We start from the raw sequence: 21,728 nt of genomic DNA, 5'->3' as shown, positions 1-21,728 counted from the left end.
GCAGTGCTGGGATCTAGTCGGCTCGCTGCGCGAGCGGCGAGGTCAGGATCTGATAGAGGATGATCGCGCCGAAAGTCGCGGTGCCGATGCCGCCGATCGTGAACGCACCGAATTTGAGCGTGAGATCGCCGGCACCTGCGGTCAGCGCCACCGCGACGGTGATCAGGTTCGCAGGATTGGCGAAGTCGACCTTGTTCTCGACCCAGATTCGCCCCGCCATCGCGGCGATCAAGCCGAACAACACGATCGAGAGGCCGCCGATGACGGGACCCGGGATCGACAGGATCAGCGCGCCGAATTTCGGCGAGAAGCCGAGCAGAATCGACACCAAGGCTGCGAACGCAAACAGCAGGGTCGAATAGACCTTGGTCGCCGCCATCACGCCGATGTTCTCGGCATAGGTGGTGACGCCGGTGCCGCCGCCGCAGGCCGCCACGATGGTCGCGAGGCTGTCGGCGAACAAAGCGCGGCCGAGATAGGCATCGAGGCTGCGGCCCGTCATGGCGGCGACGGCCTTGATGTGCCCAAGGTTCTCGGCAACGAGAATGACCGCAACCGGCGCGATGAGGAAGATCGCATCGGCATGGAAGCTCGGCGTGGTGAAGTTCGGCAGGCCGAGCCACGGCGCGGCCGAGAGCTGGGTGAAGTCGATCGGCTTGCCGAAGCCGAGGCCGTTTGCGAACAGCAGATACAACAGATAGCCGCCGGCCGCGCCGAGGATGATCGGCAGGCGGCGCCACAGGCCTGGCGCTGCAACGGCCACCACGCCGATGATCAGCACGGTGGCGAGCCCGATTCCCGTGTCGAAGGCACTCGCGCTCACCGCCTTGACCGCCACCGGCGCGAGATTGAGGCCGATCGCGGCGACGACAGCGCCGGTGACGGCCGGCGGCAGCAGCCGCTCGATCCAGCCGACGCCGGACCACATCACGACCAGCGAAATCAGGCCATACAGCACCCCGGCGCCGACGATGCCGCCCAGCGCGACCGACAGGTTTGGGTTCGGCCCCTGCCCGGCATAGCCGGTGGCGGCGATGACGACGGCGATAAAGGCGAAGCTCGAGCCGAGATAGCTCGGCACGCGCCCGGCAACGACGACGAAGAAGATCAGCGTGCCGACGCCCGAGAACAGAACTGCAACGTTGGGATCGAACCCCATCAGCAGCGGCGCGATGATCGTCGCGCCGGACATCGCGACGCAATGTTGAAGACCCGAGACGATGGTCTGCCCCCAGGACAGCCGCTCCTCCGGCATGATCACGCCCGAGGTCTTGAGCTTCCAACGTGGAAAATAGCCTTGCCCCTGCTCGCCCGAGCCTGTTGCGATCGTCATGTTCCCACCCAAGTTGCGGCGCAACGATCGATGGTCGTGCCAACAGACAAAAATGTGATTATCGCTTCTGCGGCGCCCATCACATGATGCAAATCGTGCACGATCAATCCGTTCCCGAGCCTGCATTATGACACAGATCGCAATTCCGTCAGCCATCCAGCGCCGGCACCAGCCCTGGTACAAGATCCTCTACGTCCAGGTGCTGATCGCGATCGTGCTCGGCGTGCTCATCGGCTATGTCTATCCCGACCTCGGCAAGGCCTTGAAACCGCTCGGCGACGGCTTCATCGCGCTGATCAAGATGATGATCGCGCCCGTGATCTTCTGCACCGTGGTGCACGGCATCTCCTCGATGGGCGATCTGAAGCGGGTCGGTCGGGTCGGGCTGAAATCGCTGATCTATTTCGAGACGGTCTCGACCGTGGCCCTCGCGGTGGGTCTGCTCGTCGGCGAGATTCTCCAGCCCGGGCACGGCTTCAATATCGATCCGGCCACGATCGACCCGAATTCGGTGGCGACCTACGTCACCAAGGCCAAGGAGGAGGGCATCGTCGCCCATCTGATGGCGATCATTCCCGACAGTTATCTGGGAGCGATTGCGCGCGGCGACCTGCTCCAGGTGCTGCTGATCTCGATCCTCTCCGGCTTCGCCATCGCCTTTCTCGGCAAGGCCGGCGAGCCCATTGCGGACGCGATCGACAAGGCGGCGAAGATGTTCTTCGGCATCATCCGCATCATCGTGCGCGTCGCGCCGATCGGCGCCTTTGGTGCGATGGCGTTCACCGTCGGCGCCTACGGGCTCGGCTCGCTGCTCAATCTCGCCGCTTTGATCGGAACGTTCTATCTGACCAGCATCCTGTTCGTACTGATCGTGCTGGGCGCGATCGCCCGCCTCTCCGGCTTCTCGATCCTGCGTTTCATCGCCTATATCAAGGACGAGCTCCTGATCGTGCTCGGCACCTCGTCCTCCGAGACCGTGCTGCCGCAGATGATCCAGAAGATGGAGCATCTCGGCGCCTCACGCTCCGTGGTGGGCCTCGTCATCCCCACCGGTTACAGCTTCAATCTCGATGGGACCAACATCTACATGACGCTGGCGACGCTGTTCCTGGCGCAGGCAACCAACACCCATCTGACCATCTGGCAGGAGCTCGGCATTTTAGGCATCGCCATGATCACCTCCAAGGGGGCCTCGGGCGTGACCGGCGCCGGCTTCATCACACTCGCCGCGACGCTGTCGATCGTGCCTGATATCCCGATCCAGTCGATCGCGATCCTTGTCGGCATCGACAAGTTCATGAGCGAATGCCGCGCGCTCACCAATCTGATCGGCAATGGCGTCGCCTGCGTCGTCATCAGCATCTCCGAAGGCGAGCTCGACCGCGACGCGCTGCACGAGACCATGGCGCATCCGCTGGAGATCGGCGAGGCGCTGGAGCCGGGCGGAGGCGCGGCGTCGTAGTCCGCGCAGTCGGTGAGCAGACGACGCCTAGTTCCAATGCGGTAGTTTCCCGGAGTAGAAAATCGATGCGGTCCGCGTCACAACAATGGCGTTGGGATCACGGATTGATACTCATTCTTTCCGCCCGACGCGCTGGGGGCAGGGCGTCGGGCTTTTGAAAATCATTACCGCATGCGATCTGGCGGCGGGTCGAATTCCCTCTCATGAATGCGCTGGCAAGATCGGGCGATCGCCCGATCTCGGTCCCGCCGATCGCGATCAGCCCTTGAGTGCGGTCACCACCACCTCGATCAGCGCGCCGCCGCCGAGATCGGCGACGCCGACGGTGGCGCGGGTCGGCAGGTTGTCGCCGAAGAATTCGGTCCAGGCCGCGTCCATCTCCTTCTTCTTGGAGAGATCGGTGACAAAGATCGAAGCGCTGACCACGCGCGACTTGTCGGTTCCCGCTTCCTTCAGATAGCCGGCGATCTTGCCGAGGATGTTGCGGGTCTGGTCCCCCATCGAGACCGAGGTGTCGTCGGCGATGGTGCCGCCGAGGAAGACGAAGCCATTGGCTTCGACGGCGCGGTGCATGATGGGCGTGCGGATGCTGCGGGTGATGCTCATGATGTCCTCTTCTTTTTAGAGCGTGGAGGGGTGAAAGCGGTCGATGCCGAGATCGCTGACGCGGGTCTGGGTGCCGCCGTTGACGATCAGCTCCGCCATCACGGCGCCGGCGCCGGGGCCGAGCTGGAAGCCGTGCAGCGAGAAGCCGAACTGGTGATAGAGGCCCTTGTGACGGGAGCTCGGCCCGAACACGGGAATGTCGTCCTTCATCTTGGCTTCGATGCCGGCCCAGGCGCGGACGATGGTGGCGCTGCGCATCACCGGGAACAGCTCGAACACAGTCTGCGCGCTGGTCGCAAGGCTCTTCCAGTCCAGCACTGTCTCGTTGCGGTCCTGATAGGGCGTTGCCAGATGGCCGCCGCCGATCAGCACGGTGCCGTTCTTGAACTGCTTGAAGGAGAGCTTTCGCCCGCGCAGGATCACGACGGGATCGATGAAGTGGGGCACGCGCGAGGTGATCATCAGCATCGGCGCCACGGTCTCGACCGGCACCGGCTCGCCGAGATCAGCCGCGATCTTGCCGGCCCAGGCGCCGGCCGCATTGATCAGCACCGGCGCGGCAAAGCTCTCCGAACCGACATCGACGTGCCAGAGGCCGTCGCTGTAGCGGATGTTGCCTGCGGCCACGCCTTCGCGCACGGTCGCACCTAACTGCTCGGCCTTGCGGCGGAAGGCCGTCGTCGTCTGCGCCGGATTGGCCGCGCCGTCGCGGCGCGAGACCACGCCACCGGGACAGGTCTCGGCCACCGCCGGCACGAGCCGGCGCAATTCCGCCGCGTCGATCAGTTCTTCGTGGGTAAAGCCCAGCGCATTGAGCTCGGTGACACGCGCACGGCAGACCGCGAGCTCGTCCTCGTTTTCGGCGACCAGCACCTGACCGTAGCTCTCGAAGCTGCAATCGTCGTCGAGGAGGTCCGAAATCTTCTCCCAGATGCCCATCGAGCGGATCGAGAGTGGGATTTCTGGAATGTGCCGGGCGAGTTGGCGAACGCCACCGGCGTTGACGCCCGAGGCGTGACGGCCGGCATAGTCCTTTTCGATCAGCAGCGGCTTCAGGCCGGCGAGACACAAATGCAGCGTGGTCGAGCACCCGTGGATGCCGCCGCCAATGACGATCGCATCCACGTTTCGTGTCATCCGCGCACCACCGCCTTGACGTCGGCCTCGCTCTTGGGAACAGCGGCGAGCTCGGCCAGCGTGATCGGCTTCACCGGCGCGCGCAGCCGGTAGTAGCCGATCTCCTGCGGATTCTTGCCCCGCGCCTGCGCCATCAGCTCGGTGACGGTGAGGCCGCAGAGCCGGCCCTGGCACGGGCCCATGCCGGTGCGGCGATAGGCCTTGAGCTGGTTCGGCCCGGTCGCACCGATTGCGACGGAATCCAGAACGTCCTTGGCGGTCACCTCCTCGCAGCGGCAGACGATGGTATCGCCCGCGGGAATGCGGAACTGCGGCGCCGGGCGGAACAGCGTGTCGAGGAACAGTCGGCCGCGCTCGGCCTTGGCGAGGTCGGAACGAAGTGTCGCCATTGCGGGGAGTTTTGCGGCAGAAGCGGGCGCAAGTGCTTCCACCGCGGCGCCCGCGGCAATGCGACCGCGCACCACAGCGGCATTCGCGCCGCCGATTCCCGCGCCATCGCCCGCGATCGCGATGCCCGCGACCGACGAATTGCCGCTTGCATCGAGCACCGGCGACCAGCACAGCTGTAAATCATCCCAGCGATGCTCGATGCCGGCCGACATCGCCAGATTGACGTTGGGCACGACGCCCTGATGCAGCAGCAACAGATCGGCCGGAATGGTCTCGCGCTTGCCGCCGGCGACATAGCTGACGCTCGCGAGCTGGCCGTCGCCAGCCGCGGCGAGCTCGGTGACGCCCGAGACGACCTGCACCTTCGCCTTCACCTCGCGCATCATCGAGAGGCCCTTGGCGAAATAGGGCGACGTCAGGAATGCAAAGGCGTGCCGCAGCGCCGCGAAATAATTGCCGCGCTCGGTGGTGTCGAGGATGCGATCGATGCGGCCGCCGAGCCGCAAAATCTGCGCGGCGAGCAGCCAGAGCAGCGGCCCCTGCCCTGCGATCACCGTGCGTCCGTCGGGCACCAGGGCTGACGACTTCAGCATGGTCTGGGCCGCGCCTGCGGTCATCACGCCCGGCAGCGTCCAGCCGGGAATCGGGAACGGCCGCTCAAGCGCGCCGGTCGAAAGGATCACGCGCTTGGCCTTCACGAAGGCGGAGGCGCCGCCGATCGAGACGGCGATGTCGAGATTGCGGTCGAGACTCCAGACCGTGGCACGCTGGATCACCTCGGCATTGCTCGCGCGCAGCGACTGCACGAGATCGGCCCCGACCCAATAGTCCGGGCCGAGCTGGTTGCGGTCCGTCACAGGTGTCGAGGCGATCGCCCGAAACACCTGACCGCCAGGGCCGATGTTCTCATCGAGCAGCAGCGTCGACAGGCCGGCCTCGGCAGATGTGGCCGCAGCGGCGAGGCCGGCAGGGCCGGCGCCGATCACCACGACGTCGTAGTCATTGCGCTTGGGAGCCACACTCATCTTCCGATCTCCCGCTTGCCCTTCTGAATCTCGATCTGCATGCCCTCGGCGACGGGCACGAGACAGCCTTGCCGATTGCCGACGCCGTCGATGGTGACGAGGCAGTCGAAACAGACGCCCATCATGCAGTAGGGCAGACGCGGTGCGCCGCTGACTGCGGTGGAACGCCGTGCGTCAACGCCGGAGGCCAGCAGCGCGGCCGAGACGGTGTCGCCCTGGCGCGCCGCGACGGCGACGCCGTCGACGAAGATCTGCACCTGTGGGCGCTTGTCCTGTTCGGATCGTCTAAACATGGGATGCCCTTGGCTCCTTGTGATCTCTAGTAGCCGCTGCTGTTGGCAGCACCTGCGCCACCAAAGCGGCTGGCGGAGAACGCACCAACCAGCTCCGGCTCGAGCGCGCCCTGCGCCACCATGCGCGCAATCTCGAAGGCATGGTTGGAAGCCAGCGTCACACCGGAATGGCAACAGGCGACGAAGGCGCCGGGATGCGTCTCCGACTGGTCGTAGATCGGAAAGCCGTCCTGCGGCATGACGCGAATGCCCGACCAGCTCCTGACCACGTTGAGCCTCGCCAGATGCGGGAACATGCGCTGCGCACGATCGGCCATGACGCCGCTGATCGACGGCTTCAGCGTGCGATCGTCGAGCTCGTCCTCCTTGCTGTCGCCGATCATCACCGTGCCCTCGTCGGTCTGACGGATCGTGGTCAGCGGATGCGGCAGGAACGGCATGGTGCGCTCGGTCACGACGACCTGGCCACGGGTCGGGCCCATCGGAGCAAAGAGGCCGACCATCGGCGCCAGCGTCTGGTTGGCATTGCCGGCGGCGAGCACGATCTTGGCGGCACGCAGCTCGCCCTGCGGCGTCGTCAGGCGAAATTCGCCGCCGCTCTTGCTTATCGCCGAGACCGAACGCTCCGGAAAATAATCGATGCCGAACGCAACGAAGCCGGTGTGGAAGGCGCGGAACGTGCGCAGCGAATTGACATGGCCGTCGAGCGGACAATAACTGCCGCCGGAGACCTCGGGCCCGATCAGCGGCAGCGCCTTCTTCAGCTCGGACGGCCGCAGCATTTCCATCTTGTAGTCGGCCGCGCCGGCCTGGTTGTGCATGCGCTTGACGAGCTCGGTGCGCTGGCCGAATTCGTCCTCACCGAGGGTGAGGTGAAAACCGCCATTCTGCTGAAGGGCAACGTCGAGGCCAGTCTGCTGCTTCAACTCGGAGGCAAGCCGTCCCCATGCCTGCGAGGCCTGCACGGTCCACACCGTATAGGCGGGCATGCCGAGCCCCTTGCTCTGCACCCACACCAGCGCGAAGTTCGCGCGCGAGGCGCGCTTGGTGATGTCGCCTTCGTCGAGCACGGCGACCTTCTTGCCGAGCCGGCCGAGCCCCCAGGCAATGGCGGAGCCGAGCAGTCCGCCGCCGACGATGGCGACGTCGTAATCCGTTCGCATAGGTTCTCCTATCGTCCCGTATCGCCCTTGCCGGCGAGCACACGGTCGAGCCCGTAGAAGCGGTCGAGCAGAATGAGGGCGGTCATGGTGATCGCGATCACGCAGGCCGAGACAGACGTCACCAGCGGATCAATGTTGTCCTGGATGTAAAGGAACATCCGCACCGGCAATGTTTCGGTGCCCGGCGCGGCGAGGAAGACGGTCATGGTGAGATCGTCGAAGGACTGGATAAAGGCGAGCGCCCAGCCGCTGATGACGCCAGGCAGGATCAGCGGCAGCGTCACGCGACGGAACAGCGTCCAGCCGCCCGCACCGAGCGAGACGGCAGCCATTTCGACCGAGCGATCCATGCCGGTCGCAGCCGCCAAGGTCAGCCGCAGCGCGAACGGAAACACGATGATGACATGGGCGATGATCAGCGCTGCAAAGCTGCCGCCGAGGCCCGCCGAGGTGAAGAAGCGCAGGAAGGCGATGCCGAGCACGACATGCGGGATCATCAGCGGCGACAGGAACAACGCCGCCAGCGCATCGCGGCCGCGAAAGCGATAGCGCGCGATTGCCAGCGCCGCCGGTACCGCGAACAGGAGCGCCACGAGCGAGGACAGCGCGCCGAGGCCGAGGCTGACCCAGAACGCGTGGATGAATTCGGGATAGTTCAGGATGGTCCTGAACCAGCGCAGCGAAAACCCGTTGGTCGGTAGCGACAGAAACCCTTCGGGGGTGAAGGCGACGAGGCAGACCACCAGGATCGGCGCCACCATGACGATGACGAAGATGGTGTGGAAGATCAACGCGAGCGGACCGTTCTGCCTCATCGGAACACCTCGGCATAGCGGCGCTCGATCAGCGCATTGCTGCCGACCACGATCAGCACCAGCGCGACCAGCAGCAGCGTTGCGACCGCAGCTCCCAGCGGCCAGTTCAGGGTGTTGAGGAACTCGTCATAGGCAAGTGTCGCGGCGACCTTGAGCCGGCGGCCGCCGATGATCGCCGGTGTGGCGAAAGCGCTGGCCGAGAGCGAGAACACAATGATGGCGCCCGACAGCACGCCGGGCATGATCTGCGGCATGATGATGCGGCGGATGATGGTCGCGGGGCCCGCGCCGAGCGACATCGCGGCATTCTCGATCTGCGGGTCGAGCCGCTGCAGCGCCGCCCAGACCGAGAGCACCATGAACGGCATCATCACATGCGCGAGCGCGACCACCATGCCGGTTTCGGTGAACATGAACGGAATGGGCGAACGGATCGCGCCGAGCGACATCAGGAGCTTGTTGACGAGACCGTTGTTGCCGCCGAACAGCAGCGCCCAGCCGAGCGTGCGCGCCACGACGGAGATCAAGAGCGGCCCGAGAATGACCAGCAGGAAAAAGCTCTTCCAGCGGCCGCTCATGCGGTTGAGGATGTAGGCTTCGGGCGCGCCGAGCAGCGCGGTGAGCAGCGTGGTCAGGATCGCGATGCGGAACGTCCGCCAGAACATCTCGGCGTAATAGGGATCGGTCGCCATCTCGTGCCAGTTCTTCAGGATGAAGACCGGCTCGATGCCCTTGTACTGGCCCCAATCGTGGAACGACAGCATCACCGTCATCGCCAGCGGAATCAGCAGCACGCCGGCGAACAGCATCAGGGCGGGCGCGGTCAGCGCCCACGGCGCGCGTAGGCTGCGCTCCTCGGCGGCCATGCTCATGCGCCGGCCCTCGCGCGCACGCTCATGTCCTCAGGCCGCCAGGTGAGGCGGACGGCATCGCCTTCGCCTGGCTGCGCCGTGCCGTCATTCTGGCGGATCACGATCGCCGGGCCGCATTCGCTGTCGCACTGGAACAGCCAGTGATTGCCCTGGAAGATGCGCGTGATGATTTTTGCGCTGAGCCCTGTATCGCCAAAGCCGATTCTTTCCGGGCGAACGCTGACGGTGACGGGACCGCCGAGCGCGGCCGGCGCCGGTGCGCGCCAGGAGCCCGCCACCAGTTGCGTCGGCGAGACGGTCCGGTCGATGGTTCCGGCAAAATCGTTGGTCTTGCCGAGGAATTGCGAGACGAAGGCGGAGGCCGGCTTCTCGTAAGTCTCTTGCGGCGTGCCGATCTGCTCGATCTTGCCCTGGCTCATCACCACGATGCGGTCGGACAGCGACATCGCCTCGTTCTGGTCGTGGGTGACCAGGATCGTGGTGGTACCGACGGTGCGCTGGATCTGGCGCAGCTCGATCTGCATCTCCTCGCGCAGCTTGGCGTCGAGGTTCGACAGCGGCTCGTCGAGCAGCAGCACGCTCGGCTTGATTACCAGCGCACGCGCCAGCGCCACGCGCTGCTGCTGGCCCCCGGACATGCGGCGCGGATGGCGGTCCTCGTATCCGGCGAGCCCCACCATCGCGAGCGCGGCGCGCACGCGCTCGGCCCGTTCGGTGCGCGGCACGCCACGCATCTCCAGGCCAAAGGCGACGTTCTCCGCCGCGGTCATGTGCGGAAACAGCGCGTAGCTCTGGAACACGATGCCGAGGCCGCGCTTGGCCGGATGGATCGCGGTCAGGTCCTTGCCCTCGAGGCGGATCGCGCCGCGCGTGGGATCGAGGAAGCCCGCGATCATCTGCAAGGTCGTGGTCTTGCCGCAGCCGGACGGGCCGAGGAAGGAGATGAACTCCCCCTTCCCCACCGACAGGCTGAAGTCGTCGACCACAGTCTGCGTGCCGAACTGCTTGGCGACCCGATCGAGCTCGAGATAGGCCATGGCGCTGTCTCCGCGGCGACCGATCAGCGTTCGACCTCGCGATTCCAGCGCTTGGTCCACTCCTCGCGCTTCTCGTTGATGACGGTCCAGTCCGGATTGTAGAGCTTCGCCGCGCGCTCCCCGATCGGCGCCATCTTGCCGAGCTCCGGCGGGATCACCAGCGATTTCAGCACCGGGCCGTAGCCGTAATCCTTCAGCATCACGAGCTGGATCTTGGGATCGAGCAGCATCTTGACGAAGCTCGCCGCCAGCGGCGAAGCATTGGGCTTGTTGATCGGACACGCCGTCGTCAGCAGCGTCGCCGCGCCTTCCTTGGGATAGACGAAGTCGACGGGAAAGCCGGTATTGGCAAAGCTCTGCACGCGGCCGGTGCCCCACACCGCGATCACGGCCTGGCCGGACTGGAACAGCTCGGTCATCTTGCCCGGCGACGGCTCATAGGCCAGCACGTTCGGGTTGATCTGTTCCTTGAAGATCTTGAAGCCGGAATCGACGTTGGTCTCGCCGCCGCCGTTCATCTTCGACAGCATCACCAGCGCTTCGAGACCGTAGGTGTTGTTGATCGGCGGGATCACGAGCTGTTTTGCGTATTTCGTGTCCTTCAGGTCGTTCCACGAGGTCGGCGGCGCCCAGCCCTTCTCCTTGAACACTTTGGTGTTGTACATCAGGCCGGTGGCGACGATGCCGATCGCGACTGCGCGATCGTCCTTGAAACGCGCGGTGTCGTAGAGATCGGCGGGCAGGCCGTCGAGCCTGCCGCAGAAGCCGAGCTGGATTGCCTGGTACATCGGGCCGTCATCGACGATGGCGACGTCGATCTGCTGGTTGCCCTTCTGCGCCTGGAGTTTGGCCAGCGTGTCGGTGGAGTTGCCGGCGACGTATTCGACCTTGACGCCGTTCTCCTTCTCGAAGGCCGGGATCACCTCGTCGCGGATGGTCTTCTCGAACGAGCCGCCATAGCCGGCGACATAGAGCGTTTTCTGCTGGGCCCAGGCGACTGATGGGGAGGCAATGAGCGCTGCGATGCTGACCGCGGTCAGAAGGCGAAAAGTCTTCATGTGGACCGATCTCCAATACCGGAATGAGGTGACGTGCCGACGAGTCTCGCTGGCTGAAGCACCTTCCGCATTCCCTTCCGCGCAAACCCTCTCCGATTAGGGCTCCGGCCCCTGTTCGGCGGGTTTTTGGCGCGATCTGGAGGTTTGAACCCTCCAATCTGCCGAAAAAGCGGGCTGTCTCCAGTCCTGATGAAAAAGATCGCAACCTGTACTTCCATCGTCCAATGAATAATGGCACCCTCTGCATGCCAAAATGTTATGATTGGAATCGGGAATGGCGCGGATCAATTCGCGGCAGGTGGAGGCCTTCCGCGCGACAATGCTGACGGGCAGCGTGACCGAGGCCGCGGCGCTGATGAAGGTGACGCAGCCGGCCGTCAGCCGGTTGCTGCGCGACCTCCAGGCCCTGCTGAAAATGGAGCTGTTCGAACGGCGCGGCACCGGCCTGGTGCCGACCGCGGCGGCGATGGCGCTCTATACCGAGGTCGAGCGCTCCTTCGTCGGCCTGGAGCGCATCACTGCGGCAGCAGAAGAAATCCGCGGCCGCCGCACCGGCTCGCTACGCATCGCAGCACTGCCGGCGCTGTCGAACGGCTATCTGCCGCGGCTCACCGGTCACTTTCTGAAGGAGCGGCCCAACCTCAACCTGGCCTTCTTCGGTGTCATCTCGCCGATCGTGGTCGACTGGGTGCTGAACAATCAATGTGACGTCGGCTTTGCCGAGGTGCCGATCGCGCATTCCGGCCTGCCGAGCCAGCGGCTGCCAGCGCCGGCGCGCGTTGCAGTGCTCCCGACCGGCCATCGCCTCGCGGAGAAGGAAGTGCTGGAGCCGCGCGATTTCGAGGGCGAGACCTTCATCTCGCTGTCCGCGGGATCGTCGAGCCGTCATCTCGTCGACCAGGTCTTCCATCGCCATGATGTCCGCCGGGTGCTCAGGGTCGAGACCACGCTGTCGGAGATCATGTGCGGCATGGTGTCGTCGGGGCTCGGCGTCGCGATCTGCGATCCCTTCACGGCGCAGGAATTCGCAACGCGCGGGGTCGTCGCGCGCCGCTTCTTGCCGCGCATCGACTTCGAATTCTCCGCGGTCTTTCCGGCGCAGCGCAGTCCCTCGCCGGTGGCGCTGGACCTGGTCGAGACCATGCGCAAGGCGCTGGTGGAGTTTGAGGATTAGGGCTTGGATTTGAACAGTGCAGCTACAGGCTCGCTGCAACCTCTCCCGCTTGCGGGAGAGGTCGGCGCGTAGCGCCGGGAGAGGGCTCCCTCCACACTGAGAGTGTCCTATGAGGAGAGAGCCCTCTCCCCCGCCCTCTCCCGCAAGCGGGAGAGGGAGCGCACCGTCGTCGTGGCGTCAGCAGCGCTCAGCCGTTGAACGCCGCCTGCGCCTCCGGCAGATCCCAGATCTTGCCGATTGCGGCGGTGCCGGCGGCAATGATCGCCGCTTCATCCGCGCCGAGATAGCGTCCCTCATCGACCAGCACGCGGCCATCGACCACGACCTGGTCGATATTGGCGCGGTTGGCGAGCGCGATCAGCGCGCGGCGCGGATCGAACAGCGGCTGCAGATGCGGATGGGTGAGATCGACGACGGTGAGATCGGCAGTCGCGCCCGGCTCGATGCGGCCGAGATCGGGCCGCTTGATGACGTCGGCGGCGACCGTCGTGTTCGCCTCGATCAGCTCGGGCGAGTTCGCGACATCTGGGCGCGCCGAAGTGATCTTGGAGATCAGCGAGGCCGCATTGAGCTCGCCGAGCAGGTCCATGTTGTAGCCGTCGGTGCCGACCACGGTACGGACGCCGTGCTCTGCGAAGCGGCTGAAGGCTGCGGTGATGCCGGCGCGCGCGAACACGCGTGGACAGTTCAAGACGGTCATGCCGCGCGCGGCCATGAGCTTGAGATCGTCGTCGCTCGAGAACATGCAATGCGCCGCCATCAGATCGGGCGCGAGCAGGCCGAGCCAATCCAGATATTCTGCCGGGGTGCGGCCGCCATAGCGCTTGCCGATGGTCTCGACCTCGGCGCGGCTCTGCGCCATGTGCGTGGTGATGGGAACGCCGAGTTCGCGCGCCCGCGTGGCGCAAGCCTTCAGGAGATCGGGACCGCAGGTGTCGGTGGCGTGCGGGCTCATGGCAAGGCTGATGCGGCCGTCGCCGCGATTGTTCCAGCGCTGATAGAGCGCATCCCATGTCGCCATGTCCGCGGCGCCGTCATCGCCGGAATATTGCACCACGCCGTCCGGGCCAGCCTTGGCATCGGAGGTCGAGAACAGATAGGGCGCGCCGTAGAAGCGGATGCCCATCTCTTCCGCCGCGTCGAACATTTCGGGGATCGAGTTGCGGAACGGCTCCATCACCGTGGTGGCGCCGCCCTTGAGCAGCTGGAGGATGCCGAGCCGCGCCACCGCGAGCCGTTCCTCCGCCGACAGGATGTCGGCGCCGCGCTTGGTCAGCGGCAGCAGCACCGTGTAGACGATGCTCTGGTTGTTCTTGCGGCCGTTGCCGTCCTCGGTGTGACTGCGCGCCACTGCTTCCGAAAAGCAGTGATTGTGCAGGTTGAGCAGACCGGGCAGCACGAAGCGGCCCGGGCGGTCATAGATCACGTCGGCGCGCGGCTTGTCGCGCGTGACCGCCGCGATCTTCTTGCCTTCGACCAGAACCCAGTGGTCGCGCAGCACGTCCTGCACGCCGTCTTTCCGTGACAGCACGTAGCTGCCGAAGATCGCTGTTGTGCTCATGCGGGGCGCACGTTCCAGAACACGGCGGTGCCGTCGAGAATGCCGGTGATCGCCTTGCGATAGGCGGTCGGCTGCTTGTACAGGCCGATCGGAATATAGGGGATTTCCTCGAACGCCACCGCCTGGATCTCGCGGCAGATGCGCTGCTGCTCGGCGAGCTCGGAGGCCGCCAGCCATTGGCTGCGCAACGCGCCCATCTTCGTGCTCGCATACCAGCCGGCGACCTTGCCTTCGCCGCGGATGTTGGTGTTGCCGGCCGGGTTGAGCCAGTCGATGCCCTGCCAGTTGCCGACCGCGGCGCTCCAGCCGCCCTGCGGAAGCGGATCCTTCTTCAGCTGGCGCTGCAGTACCACGGCGAAATCGAGGCCGGCATATTCGACGTTCATGCCGGCCTTGCGCAACGAGTCCACCGCGATCTCGCCGAGCGGCTTTTGCGCCAGCGAGTTGGTGGGCACGAGCAGCACGATCTTCTCGCCGTTATAGCCGGCGGCCTTGAGGTCAGCCTTGACCTTGTCGTAGTTGCGCGGGCCGCGGAACACGTCGAGGCCGACGTCGTTTGCCATCGGCGTGCCGGGTGCGAAATAGCCGATCGGCGAGACCTGGAACGCCGGATCGGTGCCGGCGACGGCCGTCATGAACGCGGACTGGTCGATCGCCCCCAACAGCGCGCGGCGGATGGCGGGATTGTCGAACGGCGGCTGCAGGTGATTGAGGCGCAGCATGCAGGCGTAGCCTCTGGGATCGAGGATTCGCGTCTCGATATCGCCGGCCGCCTTGATCACCGGGAGCAGATCGTGCGGCGTGGTTTCCTGCCAATCCTGCTCGCCGGTCTGGAGCGCGGCGACGCCGGTGCCGGCATCAGGCGTGGTGGTCCAGACCACGCGGTCGTAGTGCACGATCTTCGGCCCGGCGGTCCAATCCGGCTTGCCGTCGGTGCGCGGCTGGTAGCGCTCGAACTTGGCATAGGCGTTGCGCGCGCCCTGCACGCGCTCGTCGGCGAGATAGCGGAACGGGCCGCTGCCGATCACCTCGGTCAGCGGCTTGAACGGATCCTGGCTCGCCAGCCGCTCCGGCATCATGAAGCAGGCATTGATCGCGGCCTTGCCGAGCGCCTGCGGCAGCAGCGGGAACGGGCGCTTGAGACGGAAGCGGATGGTGCGGTCGTCGACGGCCGAGAGCTCGGCGGTCGCCTCCATCAGCTCGCCGCCAAAGCCGTCGCGCGCGGCCCAGCGGCGAATGCTGGCGACGCAATCGCGTGCCAGCACGCGCTCGCCATCATGCCAGAACAGACCATCACGAAGCGTGAGGTCCCACTGCAGCTGGTCGCCAGAGATGGCTTGGCCCGACAGCATCTGCGGCGAAACCTGGAGCGAGGAGCTCATGCCGTAGAGCGTGTCGTAGACCATGAAGCCGTGGTTTCGCGACACCTGCGCGGTCGAATAGATGGGGTCAACGAAAGCGAGGTCGATGACCGGGATGAAGCGCAGCGTGGACTGCGATTCAGCGCGGACGATGCCCGGCAGCGACAGCGCCGGCAGCGCCGCGCCGGCCTTCAGGAGCAAACGGCGGGAAATGGACATTAGCGGTTACCGGCCTCGTGGCGCAGGAAGTTCTCCGCGATCTTCTCGCCGGTGGTGATCCAGACATCCGGGCACGATTTTGCGTAAGTGAGGAACTCGCGCAGCAGACGCAGCCGCATCGGACGGCCGCTGCATTGCGGATGCAGCACGGTCGTCACCATCGCGCCCCAGTCGCGGACCTCGTCCAGCTCGTCCTTCCACATCGAGAGCACGTGCTCCTTGGGGAAGATCGAGCGCGGGCTGAAGCGCGCGGAGAGGCCGTGCATCCAGTCGTCATAGCTCGCGGTCACCGGCAGCTCGATCGTGCCGGGCTTGCCGTCGGCGAGGCGATGGCGATAGGGCCTGACGTCGTCGCGGAACGAAGACGTATAGACGATGCCGTGGCGCACCAGCGCGACGCGCAGCTCCTCCGTGAACTCGCCATAGGGCGCGCGATAGCCGGTCGGCTTGACGCCGAGCCGGCGCTTCAGCGCCTCGAAGCCGCGCTCCAGCTCCTCCTCGATCCAGGGATCGCCGGGATCCGGCAACAGATGGTGATAGCCGTGATGGCCGATCTCGTGGCCGGCCTTCAGGATCGATTCCGCCATCGCCGGATGCGCGTCGACCGACCACCCCGTGACGAAGAACGTCGCCTTGAGATCGAGCTGGTCGAGCAGCTCCAAGAGCTTCGGCGTGCCAACGCGCGCCTCGTAGCCGCCATAGCTCATGGTGATGAGCCGCTGCGCATGCACCGCATCCTTGCTGGTCCAGGCGCTCTCCGCGTCCACGTCGAACGACAGGAACATCGCGGAATTGTACGGCTTCGGCCAGGGATATTCGGGCGCGGGATCCGCGGTGTTGGCCGGAACGAGCGGAATGCTCTGGAGTGCCTTACTGTCCAGCATTGATGGTCGCCTTCTCAATTGCGTTGTCGCTCAACTTCCACTTCGCCAGCAGCGTCTTGTAGGTGCCGTCCGCAATCAGCGCGTCGACCGCCTCCAGCATTGCCTGCTGCAATGCCTTCTCCTTCACCGGCAGAGCAATGCCGGTGAATTGCTGCGCGATGGGCTCGCCCACGGTCGCATAGGTGTTGGGCTCGAGGTCCATGATGTAGGGCAGCGTCTCGTTGCCCTGGGCGGCGGCATCGATGCGTCCCTGCCGCAGCTGGGTGCGCGCGTCGGCCGAGCCGTCGGTGCCGATGACCTGGATCGGATTGCTGCCGCAGTTCTTCTCGCTCCACGCCGCGATCTGCGCCGGGAACATGGTGCGGCGGCTGGAGCCGACCTTCTTGCCGCACAGCGACGTCGCATCCTTGAATTCCGCCTTGCGTGACGCCTGCACGAAGAACTGCGGGCCGCTGCGCAAATAGTCGACAAAAGAGGCGGTCTCATGCCGGCTCGCATAGTCGGTGAAGCCGGACAGGATGGCATCCACCCGCCCCGTCGAAATCGACGGCATGAATTCGGCAAAGCTGGTCTCGGTCCATTCGATCTTGAGGCCGAGCTTGCGGCCGATCGCCTCGCCGAGATCGACGTCGAAGCCGGAGAGCGCGTTGGTGGCGGGATCGCGGAACTCCATTGGCGGATAGTTCGGCACGATCGCCACTTTGAGGCTGCCGCGCTTTGCGATGTCAGGCGGCAATTCGGCCGCCATCGCCGACGCGCTCATGGCGCCCAGGAACGCCGCCGCAAGCAAAAATCTCTTCATCGCCATACCCCCAATGTCAGATCACTGCCGAAAGAAATGCCTTGGTGCGCTCCTCGCGCGGCGCGCCCAACACGTCGGAGGCGCGGCCCTGCTCGACGATCGCGCCATGGTCCATGTAGACGACGCGGTCGGCCACCTCGCGGGCGAAGCCGAGCTCGTGCGTCACCACCATCATGGTCATGCCGCTCTTCGCCAATTCCTTCATGACAGCGAGCACCTCGCCAACCAGCTCGGGATCGAGCGCGCTGGTCGGCTCGTCGAACAGCATCAACATCGGCTTCATGGCGAGCGCCCGCGCGATCGCGACGCGCTGCTGCTGGCCGCCGGAGAGCTGCGCCGGATAGGAATCCGCCTTCGCCGCCAGCCCGACGCGACGAAGCAGCTCGGTCGCCTCGGCGCGCACCTCGTCCAGCTTGCGCCCCTGAACCTGGGTGGGGCCTTCGGTGATGTTCTCCAGCGCGGTCTTGTGCGGAAACAGGTTGAAACGCTGGAACACCATGCCAGTCTTCAGCCGCTGCCGCCCGATCTCGCGCTCGCTGAGGCGATGGAGCCGCCCGCCGTGCTCGCGCACGCCCAGAAGCTCGCCGTCGAGCCAGATGCCGCCGGCATCGATGGTGGTAAGCTGGTTGATGCAGCGGAGCAGCGTGGTCTTGCCTGAGCCGGAGGCGCCGATCAGGCACATCACCTCGCCGGGCCAGACGTCGAGCGAGACGTTGTTGAGAGCCTGAAACTCTCCAAAGTTTTTGCTGACGGAGCGGATGGCGACGAGGGGTTTTGTCATCGCGCCAGCCGCAATGTGCCGCGTGCAAAGCGGCGTTCGAGCAGCATCTGCAGCGGCGTCAGGATCGAGACCACGAGCAGATACCAGAGCCCGGCGACGATCAGGAGCTCGATCACGCGCGAATTGGCGTAGTAGATGTTCTCGGCATTGTGCAGCAGCTCCGGATACTGGATCACGCTGGCGAGCGAGGTCGCCTTCACCATGCTGATGAACTCGTTGCCGAGCGGCGGGATCACCACGCGCATCGCCTGCGGCAGCACGATCCGCCGCAGCGCGCGCAGCCGTCCCATGCCGATCGCCTGCGCCGCCTCATACTGCCCGATATCGACCGACAGCATGCCGGCGCGCATGACTTCGGAGGTGTAGGCGCCCTGGTTGATGCCGAGCCCAAGCAGCGCGGCAAGGAACGGCGTCATGACGTCGACGGCGCGCGCGGACCACAGGCCGGGAATGCCGATGGTCGGAAACACCAGCGCGAGGTTGAACCACAGCAGCAGCTGCAGGATCAGCGGCGTGCCGCGGAACAGCCAGGTGTAGCCGGCGGCGACCGACTTCAGCACCGGATTGGGCGACAGCCGCATGATCGCGACGACGATGCCAAGAAAGATGCCGAGCATCATCGCCAGCACCGCCATCACCATGGTGTTGACGATGCCTTCGAGGATGACCTTTGCGGTCAGGAAGCGGCTGACATAGGACCATTCGATCTGGCCGTTCGCAAAGGCGCGCGCGATCGCCGCCAGCACGAGGACGATCAGGGCCGCGCTGATCCAGCGAAACCAGTGCGGCTCGCGCGCGATCCGCATGCCCGACAGATCGGGAAAGCCTTGCGCGAGTGCCGGCGCCGGCTTCATTGCGGCGCCGCGTTCAGCATGGGCTGGGCGACCGCATTGGCCCCTAAGCCCCATTTGTCGAGAATGGCCTTGTACGAGCCGTCGGCGATCATCGCCACGAGCTTCTCCGTCACGACCTCGCGCAAGGCCGCATCGTCCTTGCGGAACATGATGCCTTGATAGCCCGTGGACAATTGCTCACCAATGACGCGGTACTTGCCGGCTTCCTGCGTTTGCGCGTAGGGCAAGGTTTCACTGCCCTGAACCGCGGCATCGATGCGGCCCTGCTTGAGCTGATTACGCACGTCGATCGAATTCTCGCCGGGCACATACTGAATGGCAGGCTTGCCAACCGCCTCGCAGTTCTGCTTGCTCCATTTCTCGATCTCGATCGGAAATGCGGTGCTGCGGGTGGTGCCGACCTTCTTGCCGCAAAGATCGGTGGCGACCTTCGCCGCATTCTCGGTCAGCACGAAGAATTGCGGACCAGTGGTCAGGTAGTCGACGAAATCCGCCGTCTCACGCCGCGAACTACGATCCTGGATGCCACTGATGATGAAGTCGGCCCGCTTGGTCTGGAGCGAGGGGATCAGCTCGGCGAACGGCGTCTCGCTCCAGACGATCTTGAGGCCTCCGAGCCGCTTGGCGAGCTCGTTCGCCAGATCGATGTCGAGCCCGACCAGCTCGTTGGTTGCGGGATCGCGGTATTCCATCGGCGCGTAGGTGGAGTTGACCGTGAGCTTCAGCGTGCCGGCTTGCTTGATCTCCGCCGGCAGCTCGGCGGCTCGCGCCGACGTCACGGCAGCCAATGCTGCGAAGGCAAGCAAATGCGAAAGGCGTGTCATGTCAGCTCCTTTGCCAACGCCGCGACCGGCCGTTGATCAATCCGCGTCGAGAACGGCCGGCTCGATGACGCCGGCACGCTCGGTGATCACCCTGTATTGCTCGGGCCGCCGGTGGGCGGCGAAGTTGAACATCTTGTCCTTGCCCTGGCGGCAGAGGTCGAGATCGATGTCGGCGACGATCACCTCGTCGGCCAGCGTCTGCGCCTGCGCCACGATGCGGCCATTGGGATCGACGATGCAGGAGCCGCCGATCAGCCCGGAGCCGTCCTCCTCGCCCGCCTTCGCCACCGAGATCGCCCAGGTCGCGTTCATGTAGGCGTTGGCCTGCGTCACCAGCGTCGAGTGGAAGGTGCGCAAGGCGCCGTCTTCCGTCGTGCCGCCGTTGGGATCGTAGGCCGCCGAATTGTAGCCGATGCAGACGAGCTCGACGCCTTGCAGACCGAGCACGCGCCAGGATTCCGGCCAGCGACGGTCGTTGCAGATCATCATGCCCATGATGGCGTGGGCCCAGGACGAGCCGGCGCGGAAGGCGGGAAAGCCGAGGTCGCCATAGTCGAAGTAGCGCTTCTCGAGTTGCTGGTAGCGCGCGCCCGGACGTGGCTCGACCGAGCCCGGCAGGTGCACCTTGCGATAGCGGCCGAGAACCTCGCCGTCGCGATCGACCAGGATGGAGCAATTGTAGCGCCGGCCCTCCGGCGTCAGCTCGGCGTAGCCGACATAGAAGCCGACGCGCAGCGCACGGGCGCGGTCGAACAGCTTTGCCACAGCGGGGTTCGGCATGTCGCGCTCGAAATACCGGTCGAGCGCCTCGCCCTCGAGCAGCCAGCGCGGGAAGAAGGTGGTGAAGGCGAGCTCCGGAAACACCACAAGGCTCGCACCCCGACCGGCCGCCTCCTCCAGCATGTCGAGCATCCGCGACAACGTATGCTCGCGGCTGTCTGCTTTTTGCGTCGGCCCCATCTGAGCGGCGGCGGCGCGAAGGACACGAACCAAGATTGCCTCCAATCTGTGCGCAGTGCCGCCTCAATGGGCGAGCGAACCCTTTGATGCGACGTGCAAATCTGCTGCCATTACGGGGAAGCGCTGCTGCAAAATCAATTCGCTTTGCTATGATGTTTTGGCTCAGACTATAATCGGTAGTGATATGAACCTGCGTCAGCTCGAGATCCTGCGCGCCGTCATCCGGCACCGCACCACGGTGGCGGCGGCGGACGAGCTTGCGCTGTCGCAGCCCGCAGTCAGCAATGCGCTGAAGACGATGGAGACGCAGGCCGGCTTTGCGCTGTTCGAGCGCGTCAACAACCGGCTGTTTCCAACCGCCGAAGCGATGGCGCTCTACAAGGAGAGCGAGGCGATCTTTGCGCTGCACGCCAAGCTCGAGAACCGCGTGCGCGATCTGCGCGAGAACCGCTCCGGTCATCTCGCCATCGTGGCGACGCCGCCGCTCGCCTACAGCATCATTCCGTCCGCGCTGTCGGGCTTCCTGCGCCGCCGACCGGAGACGCGGGTGTTCTTCGACGTGCGGCGCTATGAGGGGATCATCGAGGGCGTACTGAGCCGTGTCGCCGAGCTCGGCTTCGCGCTCGGACTGACGCACCATCCCGGCATCGCGCATGAGGTGGTGCACACCGGCGAGATGGTGTGCGTGCTGCCGCCGCAGCATCCCCTCGCGGAACGACCGGTGATCACGGCCGCTGATCTCTCCGGCCTTCCCTTCATCGGGCTCGAACGCGGCACGCGGCTCGGCGAGGCCGTGCGCGACAGCTTTGCACGGGCCGGCGCGCCGTTCCGGCCGACGGTCGAGGTGCGCTACTGCAACACGGCTTGCGTGCTCGCCGCCGCCGGCGTCGGCGCCGCGGTGGTCGATCCCTTCTCGCCGCGGCAGAACGGCGGCAGCGGCCTCGTCGTCCGTCCGTTCACGCCGACGACGCAGGCGGTCGCCTACATGCTATGGTCGGAAGCCGAGCCGCTGTCGCGTCTGGCCAAGGCCTTTCTCAACGAGATCCGCAAGGAGAGCGCTCTGCTCGAGCGCACAGCGCCGCACCAGCAACATGGGGCAGAAGGCGGCTGAGCTTCG

General features: G+C 65.4%; 21 protein-coding genes. 3 read left to right on the top strand and 18 right to left on the bottom strand.

Annotated elements, in window-relative coordinates; all coding sequences use genetic code 11:
* Positions 1-13 precede the first annotated feature (13 nt).
* Positions 14-1,333, bottom strand: a complete 1,320-nt coding sequence (locus ACNJYD_RS06785; protein ID WP_439365723.1) for a solute carrier family 23 protein — start codon at positions 1,331-1,333, stop codon at positions 14-16.
* Positions 1,334-1,460: 127 nt separating this feature from the next.
* On the opposite strand from ACNJYD_RS06785, the gene ACNJYD_RS06780 reads away from it, so the two are divergent.
* A complete protein-coding gene (locus ACNJYD_RS06780) occupies positions 1,461-2,795 on the top strand; it encodes a dicarboxylate/amino acid:cation symporter (RefSeq protein WP_439365722.1) in 1,335 nt (444 codons plus the stop codon).
* 258 nt (positions 2,796-3,053) lie between these two features.
* Here the strand turns inward: ACNJYD_RS06780 and ACNJYD_RS06775 are convergent, their stop codons facing one another.
* The 9 genes from ACNJYD_RS06775 to ACNJYD_RS06735 are packed head-to-tail and all read right to left on the bottom strand — an operon-like array spanning position 3,054 to position 11,191.
* On the bottom strand, positions 3,054-3,401 hold the full coding sequence (locus ACNJYD_RS06775) for a RidA family protein (RefSeq protein WP_025034068.1): 348 nt from the start codon (positions 3,399-3,401) through the stop codon (positions 3,054-3,056).
* A gap of 15 nt (positions 3,402-3,416) precedes the next feature.
* Entirely contained in the window at positions 3,417-4,538 is a 1,122-nt protein-coding gene (locus tag ACNJYD_RS06770) for an NAD(P)/FAD-dependent oxidoreductase (RefSeq protein ID WP_439365721.1), read from the bottom strand.
* Entirely contained in the window at positions 4,535-5,953 is a 1,419-nt protein-coding gene (locus tag ACNJYD_RS06765) for an NAD(P)/FAD-dependent oxidoreductase (protein WP_260382100.1), read from the bottom strand. Before ACNJYD_RS06765 ends, ACNJYD_RS06770 begins: the two co-directional genes overlap by 4 nt.
* Entirely contained in the window at positions 5,950-6,246 is a 297-nt protein-coding gene (locus ACNJYD_RS06760; RefSeq protein WP_172784813.1) for a (2Fe-2S)-binding protein, read from the bottom strand. The genes ACNJYD_RS06765 and ACNJYD_RS06760 overlap by 4 nt, the downstream gene beginning before the upstream one ends.
* Before the next feature lie 26 nt (positions 6,247-6,272).
* A complete protein-coding gene (locus ACNJYD_RS06755; RefSeq protein WP_439365720.1) occupies positions 6,273-7,409 on the bottom strand; it encodes an NAD(P)/FAD-dependent oxidoreductase in 1,137 nt (378 codons plus the stop codon).
* Between the two features lie 8 nt (positions 7,410-7,417).
* The gene (locus ACNJYD_RS06750) at positions 7,418-8,224 is read right to left on the bottom strand and encodes an ABC transporter permease (RefSeq protein WP_172784815.1); all 807 of its coding nucleotides are present in this window, start codon (positions 8,222-8,224) and stop codon (positions 7,418-7,420) included.
* Entirely contained in the window at positions 8,221-9,096 is an 876-nt protein-coding gene (locus ACNJYD_RS06745; RefSeq protein WP_172784816.1) for an ABC transporter permease, read from the bottom strand. Before ACNJYD_RS06745 ends, ACNJYD_RS06750 begins: the two co-directional genes overlap by 4 nt.
* Positions 9,093-10,133 carry an ABC transporter ATP-binding protein gene (locus ACNJYD_RS06740; protein ID WP_439365719.1) on the bottom strand — a complete coding sequence of 347 codons (1,041 nt, stop codon included), beginning with the start codon at positions 10,131-10,133 and terminating at the stop codon, positions 9,093-9,095. Before ACNJYD_RS06740 ends, ACNJYD_RS06745 begins: the two co-directional genes overlap by 4 nt.
* A 23-nt stretch (positions 10,134-10,156) precedes the next feature.
* A complete protein-coding gene (locus ACNJYD_RS06735; protein ID WP_439365718.1) occupies positions 10,157-11,191 on the bottom strand; it encodes an ABC transporter substrate-binding protein in 1,035 nt (344 codons plus the stop codon).
* Positions 11,192-11,465: 274 nt separating this feature from the next.
* Between ACNJYD_RS06735 and ACNJYD_RS06730 the strand changes: the two genes are divergently transcribed.
* The gene (locus ACNJYD_RS06730; RefSeq protein ID WP_172784819.1) at positions 11,466-12,365 is read left to right on the top strand and encodes a LysR substrate-binding domain-containing protein; all 900 of its coding nucleotides are present in this window, start codon (positions 11,466-11,468) and stop codon (positions 12,363-12,365) included.
* A 187-nt stretch (positions 12,366-12,552) separates the two neighbouring features.
* On the opposite strand, the gene ACNJYD_RS06725 is transcribed toward ACNJYD_RS06730, so the two are convergent.
* Genes ACNJYD_RS06725 through ACNJYD_RS06690 form a run of 8 tightly spaced genes read right to left on the bottom strand, consistent with a single transcriptional unit; the run spans position 12,553 to position 20,611 of the window.
* On the bottom strand, positions 12,553-13,926 hold the full coding sequence (locus ACNJYD_RS06725; RefSeq protein WP_439365717.1) for an amidohydrolase family protein: 1,374 nt from the start codon (positions 13,924-13,926) through the stop codon (positions 12,553-12,555).
* On the bottom strand, positions 13,923-15,506 hold the full coding sequence (locus ACNJYD_RS06720) for an ABC transporter substrate-binding protein (RefSeq protein WP_439365716.1): 1,584 nt from the start codon (positions 15,504-15,506) through the stop codon (positions 13,923-13,925). The genes ACNJYD_RS06725 and ACNJYD_RS06720 overlap by 4 nt, the downstream gene beginning before the upstream one ends.
* Entirely contained in the window at positions 15,506-16,390 is an 885-nt protein-coding gene (locus ACNJYD_RS06715) for a polysaccharide deacetylase family protein (protein ID WP_172784822.1), read from the bottom strand. The genes ACNJYD_RS06720 and ACNJYD_RS06715 overlap by 1 nt, the downstream gene beginning before the upstream one ends.
* Positions 16,377-17,192: an ABC transporter substrate-binding protein gene (locus ACNJYD_RS06710; protein ID WP_212254226.1), complete on the bottom strand. Its 816-nt coding sequence runs from the start codon at positions 17,190-17,192 to the stop codon at positions 16,377-16,379. The genes ACNJYD_RS06715 and ACNJYD_RS06710 overlap by 14 nt, the downstream gene beginning before the upstream one ends.
* A gap of 16 nt (positions 17,193-17,208) precedes the next feature.
* A complete protein-coding gene (locus tag ACNJYD_RS06705; RefSeq protein WP_212254225.1) occupies positions 17,209-17,973 on the bottom strand; it encodes an amino acid ABC transporter ATP-binding protein in 765 nt (254 codons plus the stop codon).
* A complete protein-coding gene (locus tag ACNJYD_RS06700; RefSeq protein WP_212254224.1) occupies positions 17,970-18,827 on the bottom strand; it encodes an amino acid ABC transporter permease in 858 nt (285 codons plus the stop codon). The genes ACNJYD_RS06705 and ACNJYD_RS06700 overlap by 4 nt, the downstream gene beginning before the upstream one ends.
* Entirely contained in the window at positions 18,824-19,651 is an 828-nt protein-coding gene (locus tag ACNJYD_RS06695; protein ID WP_439365715.1) for an ABC transporter substrate-binding protein, read from the bottom strand. Before ACNJYD_RS06695 ends, ACNJYD_RS06700 begins: the two co-directional genes overlap by 4 nt.
* Before the next feature lie 36 nt (positions 19,652-19,687).
* Complete coding sequence (locus ACNJYD_RS06690; protein ID WP_439367420.1) at positions 19,688-20,611, bottom strand: N-carbamoyl-D-amino-acid hydrolase; 924 nt, start codon at positions 20,609-20,611, stop codon at positions 19,688-19,690.
* A 184-nt stretch (positions 20,612-20,795) separates the two neighbouring features.
* Here ACNJYD_RS06690 and ACNJYD_RS06685 point away from each other — a divergent pair, with 184 nt between their 5' ends.
* The gene (locus ACNJYD_RS06685) at positions 20,796-21,722 is read left to right on the top strand and encodes a LysR family transcriptional regulator (protein WP_172784828.1); all 927 of its coding nucleotides are present in this window, start codon (positions 20,796-20,798) and stop codon (positions 21,720-21,722) included.
* The last annotated feature ends 6 nt before the right edge of the window (positions 21,723-21,728 follow it).

Origin of the sequence: Bradyrhizobium sp. SPXBL-02 (assembly GCF_051853065.1) — a bacterium.
Classification (GTDB): Bacteria; Pseudomonadota; Alphaproteobacteria; order Rhizobiales; family Xanthobacteraceae; genus Bradyrhizobium.
This window is presented reverse-complemented; position numbering and strand designations above follow the sequence as displayed.

Bases quoted from the DNA above. Each gene is read 5' to 3' on its own strand.
- ACNJYD_RS06785 (WP_439365723.1), bottom strand. From the start codon at position 1,333: ATGACGATCGCAACAGGCTCGGGCGAGCAGGGGCAAGGCTATTTTCCA.
- ACNJYD_RS06690 (WP_439367420.1), bottom strand. From the start codon at position 20,611: ATGGGGCCGACGCAAAAAGCAGACAGCCGCGAGCATACGTTGTCGCGG.
- ACNJYD_RS06725 (WP_439365717.1), bottom strand. From the start codon at position 13,926: ATGAGCACAACAGCGATCTTCGGCAGCTACGTGCTGTCACGGAAAGAC.
- ACNJYD_RS06755 (WP_439365720.1), bottom strand. From the start codon at position 7,409: ATGCGAACGGATTACGACGTCGCCATCGTCGGCGGCGGACTGCTCGGC.
- ACNJYD_RS06730 (WP_172784819.1), top strand. From the start codon at position 11,466: ATGGCGCGGATCAATTCGCGGCAGGTGGAGGCCTTCCGCGCGACAATG.
- ACNJYD_RS06745 (WP_172784816.1), bottom strand. From the start codon at position 9,096: ATGAGCATGGCCGCCGAGGAGCGCAGCCTACGCGCGCCGTGGGCGCTG.
- ACNJYD_RS06775 (WP_025034068.1), bottom strand. From the start codon at position 3,401: ATGAGCATCACCCGCAGCATCCGCACGCCCATCATGCACCGCGCCGTC.
- ACNJYD_RS06715 (WP_172784822.1), bottom strand. From the start codon at position 16,390: ATGCTGGACAGTAAGGCACTCCAGAGCATTCCGCTCGTTCCGGCCAAC.
- ACNJYD_RS06750 (WP_172784815.1), bottom strand. From the start codon at position 8,224: ATGAGGCAGAACGGTCCGCTCGCGTTGATCTTCCACACCATCTTCGTC.
- ACNJYD_RS06770 (WP_439365721.1), bottom strand. From the start codon at position 4,538: ATGACACGAAACGTGGATGCGATCGTCATTGGCGGCGGCATCCACGGG.
- ACNJYD_RS06710 (WP_212254226.1), bottom strand. From the start codon at position 17,192: ATGAAGAGATTTTTGCTTGCGGCGGCGTTCCTGGGCGCCATGAGCGCG.
- ACNJYD_RS06740 (WP_439365719.1), bottom strand. From the start codon at position 10,133: ATGGCCTATCTCGAGCTCGATCGGGTCGCCAAGCAGTTCGGCACGCAG.
- ACNJYD_RS06705 (WP_212254225.1), bottom strand. From the start codon at position 17,973: ATGACAAAACCCCTCGTCGCCATCCGCTCCGTCAGCAAAAACTTTGGA.
- ACNJYD_RS06700 (WP_212254224.1), bottom strand. From the start codon at position 18,827: ATGAAGCCGGCGCCGGCACTCGCGCAAGGCTTTCCCGATCTGTCGGGC.
- ACNJYD_RS06735 (WP_439365718.1), bottom strand. From the start codon at position 11,191: ATGAAGACTTTTCGCCTTCTGACCGCGGTCAGCATCGCAGCGCTCATT.
- ACNJYD_RS06685 (WP_172784828.1), top strand. From the start codon at position 20,796: ATGAACCTGCGTCAGCTCGAGATCCTGCGCGCCGTCATCCGGCACCGC.
- ACNJYD_RS06765 (WP_260382100.1), bottom strand. From the start codon at position 5,953: ATGAGTGTGGCTCCCAAGCGCAATGACTACGACGTCGTGGTGATCGGC.
- ACNJYD_RS06760 (WP_172784813.1), bottom strand. From the start codon at position 6,246: ATGTTTAGACGATCCGAACAGGACAAGCGCCCACAGGTGCAGATCTTC.
- ACNJYD_RS06780 (WP_439365722.1), top strand. From the start codon at position 1,461: ATGACACAGATCGCAATTCCGTCAGCCATCCAGCGCCGGCACCAGCCC.
- ACNJYD_RS06695 (WP_439365715.1), bottom strand. From the start codon at position 19,651: ATGACACGCCTTTCGCATTTGCTTGCCTTCGCAGCATTGGCTGCCGTG.
- ACNJYD_RS06720 (WP_439365716.1), bottom strand. From the start codon at position 15,506: ATGTCCATTTCCCGCCGTTTGCTCCTGAAGGCCGGCGCGGCGCTGCCG.